Consider the following 8593-nt stretch of genomic DNA (forward strand, 5'->3'; position numbering starts at 1 on the left):
AAAACTACCCTCTGAAAGCCGGTCTCGCGGCTTGAACAGCACCTCTGGGTGATCGCGTAACCCGCCAGGGTGAGAGCGCGACACGCCACCCCTTGGGTCCCGCGCGGGCGATCACCCCTACATGTAGTCTCTGATGACCGGCAGGGCCCAGCGACGGGGAGACCGCTGCAGAGAACTGCCGGGCAGCTTTGAAGAACCTGCAGCGCACGGCCTTGTACGGCCGTGTGGCGATCCAACGCGTCCAATTTTGGAGACACGCATGTCAGTCGAAACCGGTCAGCGGCCGCCCGCCGCGCCCGACACACCCACCGCGATCCGGGTCATCCGGCGGGACGGCAGCGTGTCGCCGTTCGACGCCGGGAAGATCTCGGTCGCGCTGACGAAGGCGTTCCTCGCGGTCGAGGGCGGCGACGCCGCCGCGTCCTCCCGCGTCCACCACGTCGTCGCCGAGCTCACCGAGCAGGTGGAGACCACCCTGCTGCGCCACGCCGGCCCCGAGACCGCGCTGCACATCGAGCAGATCCAGGACATCGTCGAGCTCGCGCTGATGCGCGGCGAGCACCACAAGGTCGCCCGCGCCTACGTCCTCTACCGCGACGAGCGCATGAAGGCCCGCGAGGCCGCCAAGCCCGCCACCACCGAGGTCGCGCTCAGCGTCAAGGGCGTCGACGGCGTCCTGCGCCCGCTCGACTGGGCCCGCGTGTCCCACGTCGTGGGCGAGGCCGTCGCCGGGCTCGAGGACGTCACCGCCGAGCCGGTGCTGGCCGAGGCCAAGCGCAACCTCTACGACGGCATCAGCGCCGACGAGCTCGCCCTGGCCCAGATCATGGCCGCCCGCGTGCTGGTCGAGCAGGAGCCGAACTACTCCTACGTCAGCGCCCGGCTGCTGCTGGACAAGCTGCGCGGCGAAGCCTTGAGCTACCTCGCGAAGAAGCCGCGCCTGGCCAGCCAGGACGAGATGGCCGGCGAGTACCCCGCGTACTTCCGCAGCTACCTGCGCCGCGCGGTCGAGCTGGAGCTGGTCGACGGCGAGCTGCTGTCCTTCGACCTCGACAAGATCACCGCGGCCATCCACGCCGAGCGTGACCTCGACTTCGGCTTCCTCGGCCTGCAGACGCTGTACGACCGGTACTTCCAGCACCACGACGGCACCCGCTTCGAGCTGCCGCAGGCGTTCTTCATGCGCGTCGCGATGGGCCTGGCGATCCGCGAGGACGACCGCGAAGCCCGCGCGATCGAGTTTTACGAGCTGCTCTCGACGTTCCACTTCATGGCCTCGACGCCGACCCTGTTCAACTCGGGCACCACGCGCGCGCAGCTGTCGTCCTGCTTCCTCACCACGGTGGACGACGACCTGGACTCGATCTTCCAGGCGTACAAGAACAACGCGCTGCTGGCGAAGTACTCGGGCGGCCTCGGCAACGACTGGACCCCGGTCCGCGGCCTCGGCGCGCACATCAAGGGCACCAACGGCCAGTCGCAGGGTGTCGTGCCGTTCCTCAAGATCGCCAACGACACCGCGGTCGCGGTCAACCAGGGCGGCAAGCGCAAGGGCGCGGCCTGCGCGTACCTCGAGACCTGGCACGTGGACATCGAGGAGTTCCTCGACCTGCGCAAGAACACCGGTGACGACCGCCGCCGCACGCACGACATGAACACGGCCAACTGGGTGCCGGACGAGTTCCTGCGCCGCGTCGAGGCCGACGCGCAGTGGACGCTGTTCTCGCCGAACGAGACCCCGGACCTGCACGACCTCTACGGCAACGCGTTCTCGCAGCGCTACCGCGAGTACGAAGCCGCCGCCGACCGCGGCGAGATCAAGGTGTTCCGGCGGGTGCGCGCGGTGGAGCTGTGGCGCCGCATGCTCACCATGCTGTTCGAGACCGGCCACCCGTGGATCACGTTCAAGGACCCGTGCAACCTGCGCTCGCCGCAGCAGCACGTCGGTGTCGTGCACTCGTCGAACCTGTGCACCGAGATCACGCTGAACACCAACACCGAAGAGGTCGCGGTCTGCAACCTCGGCTCGGTCAACCTGCTCAAGCACGTCACCCCCGAGGGCCTGGACACGAAGCGCCTCGAGAAGACCGTGCGCACCGCCGTCCGCATGCTGGACAACGTGATCGACATCAACTTCTACACGATCCCGGAGGCGCGCCGCTCCAACCTGCGCCACCGTCCGGTGGGCCTGGGCATCATGGGCTTCCAGGACGCGCTGTTCGAGATCGGCGTGCCGTTCGCCTCCGAAGACGCCGTCAAGTTCGCCGACGTCTCCATGGAGCACCTCTCCTACTACGCGATCTCGGCCTCGACCGACCTCGCCGAGGAGCGCGGGCAGTACCAGTCGTTCGAGGGGTCGCTGTGGAGCAAGGGCATCCTGCCGATCGACTCGCTGCAGCTGCTCATCGACGCCCGCCAGGGTGACGGCCTCGACGTCGACACCTCCACGACGCTCGACTGGGCGCCGCTGCGCGAACGCGTCAAGACCGTCGGCATGCGCAACTCCAACGTGATGGCGATCGCGCCGACCGCGACGATCTCCAACATCTCGGGGGTCGGCCAGTCGATCGAGCCGCTGTTCCAGAACCTGTTCGTCAAGTCGAACATGTCCGGCGACTTCACCGTCGTCAACCCCCACCTGGTCAAGAGCCTCAAGGCCCGCGGCCTGTGGGACGAGGTCATGGTCAGCGACCTCAAGTACTTCGACGGCAGCCTCGGCCAGATCGACCGCGTGCCGGACGACCTGAAGGCGCTGTACGCCACGGCGTTCGAGATCGAGTCGAAGTGGATCGTCGACGCCGGTTCGGTGCGCCAGAAGTGGATCGACCAGGCGCAGTCGCTGAACCTCTACATCGCGGCGCCGAGCGGCCGCAAGCTCGACGAGCTGTACCGCTACGCGTGGCACAAGGGCCTCAAGACCACGTACTACCTGCGGGCGCAGTCCGCGACGCACGTGGAGAAGAGCACCCTGCGCGGCACCGACGGCAAGCTGAACGCGGTCTCGGCCACCCCGGCCCCGGCCGCTCCCGCGGCGGCCCCGGCCCCCGCGCCGACGCCCGCCCCGGCGCCCGCCGCCGCGGTCCCGGCCGTGCCAGTGACCCCGGTGCCGAAGCCGGAGTCCAAGGAACTGCCGAAGACCGACGTCGACTTCGTCGCCACCGAAGGCGCCGCCTGCCGGATCGACGACCCCGACTGCGAAGCCTGCCAGTAAGGAACCCGAGAACATGACCAACGTGGAGACGACCGGCGTCACCGGCCTCGGCGAGATCGAGGTCGGCGCCGCCCGGATCAACGTCGACGACAAGCGCATGATCAACGCGCGCGCCGACGTCAACCAGCTGCTGCCCATGAAGTACACCTGGGCGTGGGAGAAGTACCTGGCCGGCTGCAACAACCACTGGATGCCGACCGAGGTCGCCATGCAGGCCGACATCGCGCTGTGGAAGTCGAAGGACGGCCTCACCGAGGACGAGCGGCAGATGCTGAAGCGCAACCTGGGCTTCTTCGCGACCGCGGAGTCCCTGGTGGCCAACAACATCGTGCTCGCGGTGTACCGCCAGATCACCAACCCCGAGTGCCGCCAGTACCTGCTGCGCCAGGCGTTCGAGGAGGCCGTGCACACGCACACCTTCCAGTACATCTGCGAGAGCCTCGGCCTGGTCGAGGGCGAGCTGTTCAACATGTACCGCGAGGTTCCGTCCATTTCGGACAAGGACGCGTGGGCGCTGAAGTACACGCAGCACCTGGAGGACCCGGACTTCGAGACCGGCACGCCGGAGGCCGACACGGCGTTCCTGCGTGACCTCGTCGCGTTCTACGTGATCTTCGAAGGCATGTGGTTCTACACCGGCTTCGCGCAGATCCTCTCCCTCGGCCGCCGCAACAAGATGGTCGGCATCGCCGAGCAGTACCAGTACATCCTGCGCGACGAGTCGATCCACCTGAACTTCGGCATCGACTGCATCAACCAGATCAAGATCGAGAACCCGCACCTGTGGACCGAAGAGTTCCAGGCCGAGGTGCGCGGGATGCTGAAGGAAGCGTGCGAGCTGGAGGTCGCGTACGCGCGCGACACCATGCCGCGCGGCATGCTCGGCCTGTCGGCGCAGCTGTGCGAGCAGTACATGCACTTCATCACCGACCGGCGCGCGCAGCAGATCGGCCTCCAGCCGATCTTCGGCGAAACCGAGAACCCGTTCCCGTGGATGTCCGAGGCGATGGACCTGAAGAAGGAGAAGAACTTCTTCGAGACCCGCGTCATCGAGTACCAGTCGGGCGGCGCCCTCGACTGGGACTGACCGCAGCTCCAAATCCGTGAAGGCCCCCTTGCGGCACTCCGAGTCCCTCAAGGTGGCCTTCACGTCTCACCCGAAAAGAGGACACCCCCACCTGTTGTCAGGTCGTCAACAAGGGTGCATCGTGGAGGAATAGCCGATCTCGACGGGGAGATGGTCACCTTGACGAGCACTGTGGGCCGGGCCGCCGAAGCACTGCGTGAACGCGTTCCGCCGCTGACTTCCCTACCGCTCCCCCCGGGCGTCGACCGGCGGTGGCTGCAGTCGCGCTGGCCCGTCAAGGAGCTCGCGACCCCGCCCGCCGGCAGCGGCCTCAAGCCCGTGCTCGGTGACGAGGGCCCGCCGGTCGTCGGGCACATGCTCGAGATGATGCGCTTCGGGCCCGCCTTCGGCCTCCGCCGCTACGAGCTCTACGGCCCGGTGTCGTGGACCAGCGGGTTCGGCCGCCGGATCGTCGCGCTGTCCGGGCCGGAGGCGACGCAGATCGCGCTCGTCAACAAGGACAAGGCGTTCTCGCAGGAGGGCTGGAAGTTCTTCATCGAAAAGTTCTTCGAGCGCGGCCTGATGCTGATGGACTTCGGCGAGCACCACCTGCACCGCCGGATCATGCAGGAGGCCTTCACCCGCGCCCGCCTCACCGGCTACGTCAACGAGATGGGCCCCGCCCTGCGCGAAGGTGTCGCGACCTGGGGAGCGAGCGAGCGGCCGCGGCTGTACTGGGCGCTCAAGCAGCTCACCCTCGACGTCGCGACGCGCGTGTTCATGGGCATGCGCAGCGGCGCCGACGCACACCGGATCAACCGCGCCTTCGTCAGCTCCGTGCGGGCCGGCACCGCGCTCGTGCGCGTCCCGGTGCCCGGCGGGCGGTGGTCGGCCGGGCTGCACGGACGGCGGGTCCTGGAGCGCTACTTCGGCGAGAACCTGCCCGCCAAGCGGGCCGCCGACGGCGACGACCTGTTCGCCGCGCTCTGCCACGCCACCACCGAGGACGGCGACCGGTTCAGCGACACCGACATCGTCAACCACATGATCTTCCTGATGATGGCCGCGCACGACACCACGACCATCACCAGCAGCGCCATGGCCTACTACCTCGCCAAGCACCCGGAGTGGCAGGAGCGGGCGCGCGAGGAGTCCCTGGCGCTGGGCGACGACGTCCTCGACATCGACACCATCGACAAGCTGGAGACGCTCGACCTCGTGATGAAGGAGGCGCTGCGGCTGGTCGCGCCGGTGCCGACGCTGACCCGCCAGACCGTCAAGGACACCGAGGTCCTCGGGCACTACATCCCGGCGGGCACGCTGGTCGGCGTCTCGCCGACGGTGAACCACTTCGCGCCGGAGTGCTGGACGGACCCGTTCACCTTCGACCCCGAGCGCTTCGCCGAGCCGCGCCGCGAGGACAAGTCGCACCGGATGGCGTGGATGCCCTTCGGCGGCGGCGCGCACAAGTGCATCGGGCTCCACTTCGGCGGTCTCGAGGTGAAGTTGCTGATGCACGAGATGCTGCGCGCCTACCGCTGGTCGGTTCCGGAGAGTTACACCGCGCGCTGGGACTACGTGTCCCTGCCGGTGCCGGCGGACGGTCTTCCGGTGCGGTTGACGCCCCGCTGAACGCCACCCGTCCGTGGCTCGATACACATCGTGACACGATGTCACCAATCGTGGGGGTCTGTTCACTCGTTCAGCCGGTAGACACCCCGTTACGCACGTGATGGCGTGGCATCGGCCGCTGCCGAGGGATACCCCGTGTGGGTTCATGATCCCTGGCACCGCGCCTGAACTGGCCAGACCTGTGCGTGAAGAAGGTGGAGAGTGTCTGAGCCCGGTGCCGCGCCAGGGTTGCTGGACGTGGCCCGCAGGTGGGCGGCGACCCTCGCTGACACCAAAGGAGTAACGCTTCCCCCGGAAGAGCTCGAGCAGCTCTTGCTCGGGGTCGCGACCGACGCCGTCGACCACGTCAGCTCGGGACACGACGGGGCGCTGCTGCGGTTCAGCGCGCTCTACGCCGCGTCGCCGATGGGGATCGCGCTGGCCGACCCGGACGGCGAGGTCGTCGAGGCCAACCTGGCGCTGGGGCAGCTGCTCGGCTGCCCGCCGGACCGGTTGCGGGGCCGGCACATCACCGAGCTCGGCTCGACCGACCACGACGTCTCCCGGCTCAAGGCCGGGCTCGAGCAGGTGAGCTCCGGGGTCGAGCGCTTCCGGGAGCGGATGCTGCTCGACCACGCCGAAGACGGCCAGCTCTGGACCGACGTCACGCTCGCCCGGCTTCCCGGCGACCGGCCGGGCTCGGTGTACCCGGTGCTGATGGTGTCCGACGCGAACGAGCTGCACCTGCTGCAGGAGCGGCTGGTGCACCAGAACGTCCACGACCCGCTCACCGGGCTGCCGAACGCCTCGTCGTTCACCACCAAGCTCGAAGCGGCGCTCAGCGCCGGCGCCCACGACGACATCGCGCTGATCTACCTCGACGTCGACGGCTTCAAGGTCGTCAACGACGGCCTCGGCGCCGGGGTCGGCGACCAGGTGCTGCGCGGGGTCGCGGGCAAGCTGTCGGCCGTGTTCACCGGCCACCACGACGGCTTCGTCGCGCGGCTGTCCGGTGACGGCTTCGCGGTGCTGCTGCGCGGGCGCCTGTCCGCCGCCGAGGTCGTCGAGCTGGTCGAGCGCGCGCTGGAGGACCTCAACGAGCCGATCTACCTCGGCGGGCACGGCATCGGCGTGAGCGCCAGCGCGGGCATCGTGGTGCGCGCGGCCGTCGAAGGCGGGGCCGCGGAGCTGCTGCGGGCCGCGGAAATCGCGCTGCACCGGGCCAAGGAGGCCGGCAAGGCGCAGTGGATGCTGTTCGACCCCGAGCTGGACGCCCGCGACCGCGGCCGCTACCAGCTGGGCGCGGTGATCGCCGGCGCGCTGGAGAACGGCGAGTTCTCCCTGGTCTACCAGCCGACGGTGAAGCTCGCCGACACCGGCACGATCGCCGCGGTCAACGCCGGCCTGCGCTGGAACCACCCGGAGAAGGGCGAGCTCGGCTCCGACGAGTTCTACCCGCTGGCCCAGACCACCGGGATGACCGTGCCGCTCGGCCGCTGGCTGCTGGCCGAATCCCTGGCCGCGACCGCCCGCTGGCGGACCCGCCTCGGCGACTCCGCGCCGGACGTCTGCGTCCGGCTGCCCACGCGGCTGGCCATCGACCCGGACCTGGTGCTGCTGGTCCGGGAGCAGCTGGACAAGCACGAGCTGCCGGCCACGGCGTTGCGGCTGTGCACCGACCGCGACTCGGTGCTCGACCCGCGCGGCGAGGTCCTCGACTCGTTCGCCGTGCTGGCCGACCTGGGCACCCAGCTGGTGCTGACCATCTCCGGCTCGGCGGACCTGGAGCTGATCCCCCAGCACGGCCTGCCGGTGCGGCACGTGATCCTGTCCGGCCCGGTGATCGACGCCCTCGACGCCGAGGAGCCCGCCGAGTCCGACATCCGGCACCTGACCCAGCTGGTCACCCGCGCCCGCGAGCTGCGGCTGAAGGTGGGGGCGGAGGGCGTCCGCACCCGCGAGCAGGCGACGAGGCTGCGCCAGCTCGGCGTGGTGGCCGCGCGCGGGCCGTTCGCGAACGACTCGGCCACCGGCGACGAGGTCGACGAGCTGATCGCGCGGCACCCGGGCGGATCTTGACCAAACCGGTCGTCCGGCGGCTCCGAACACCCGGCAAGATGGGTTCTGCCGCCGACGAGAAGGGACCTCCATGGACGCCGGAGACCTCGCCCCCGATTTCACGCTGCCCGACGACCAGGGCCAGGAGCGCACGCTCTCGGACTTCCTGGCCACCGGCCCGGTGGTGCTGTTCTTCTACCCGGCCGCGATGACCGGCGGCTGCACGGCGGAGAGCTGCCACTTCCGCGACCTGGCCGCGGAGTTCGCCGAGGTCGGCGCGCACCGCGTCGGGATCAGCCCGGACGGCGTCACGAAGCAGCGGCAGTTCTCCGAGGCCAACGGCTTCGACTACCCGCTGCTGTCCGATGTGGAGGGTGAGGTCGCCAAGCAGTTCGGCGTGTGGCGCAAGCTCCTTCCCCTGCACGCGAAGCGCGCGACCTTCGTGATCGGCGAGGACCGCCGCGTACTCGAGAAGATCAAGAGCGAGCTGAACTTCACGGTCCACGCCGATCAGGCACTGAAGGTCCTGCGGGAGCGCAACAAGGTGTCCTAAGGGGGCAGTTCAGAATGAGTCGGCGTGTCGTCTTGCCTGACAGGCAGAGCTTTCCAGAATGTTGGTATGCGTGAGGAGGTCCTGACCGATCAGC

General features: G+C 69.0%; 5 protein-coding genes. All 5 read left to right on the top strand.

Annotation, left to right across the window (positions count from 1 at the left end; genetic code table 11):
• Positions 1-259 precede the first annotated feature (259 nt).
• Entirely contained in the window at positions 260-3211 is a 2952-nt protein-coding gene (locus ACGFMK_RS21055) for a ribonucleoside-diphosphate reductase subunit alpha (protein ID WP_392765535.1), read from the top strand.
• Between the two features lie 13 nt (positions 3212-3224).
• Entirely contained in the window at positions 3225-4298 is a 1074-nt protein-coding gene (locus ACGFMK_RS21060) for a ribonucleotide-diphosphate reductase subunit beta (RefSeq protein ID WP_392765537.1), read from the top strand.
• Positions 4299-4448: 150 nt separating this feature from the next.
• Positions 4449-5909: a cytochrome P450 gene (locus tag ACGFMK_RS21065; protein WP_392765540.1), complete on the top strand. Its 1461-nt coding sequence runs from the start codon at positions 4449-4451 to the stop codon at positions 5907-5909.
• A gap of 237 nt (positions 5910-6146) precedes the next feature.
• On the top strand, positions 6147-7967 hold the full coding sequence (locus ACGFMK_RS21070; protein ID WP_392765557.1) for a diguanylate cyclase domain-containing protein: 1821 nt from the start codon (positions 6147-6149) through the stop codon (positions 7965-7967).
• Between the two features lie 70 nt (positions 7968-8037).
• A complete protein-coding gene (locus ACGFMK_RS21075) occupies positions 8038-8499 on the top strand; it encodes a peroxiredoxin (protein ID WP_392765543.1) in 462 nt (153 codons plus the stop codon).
• Positions 8500-8593: the final 94 nt, after the last annotated feature.

Origin of the sequence: Amycolatopsis sp. NPDC049252, from assembly GCF_043197175.1 — a bacterium.
Lineage (GTDB): Bacteria > Actinomycetota > Actinomycetes > Mycobacteriales > Pseudonocardiaceae > Amycolatopsis.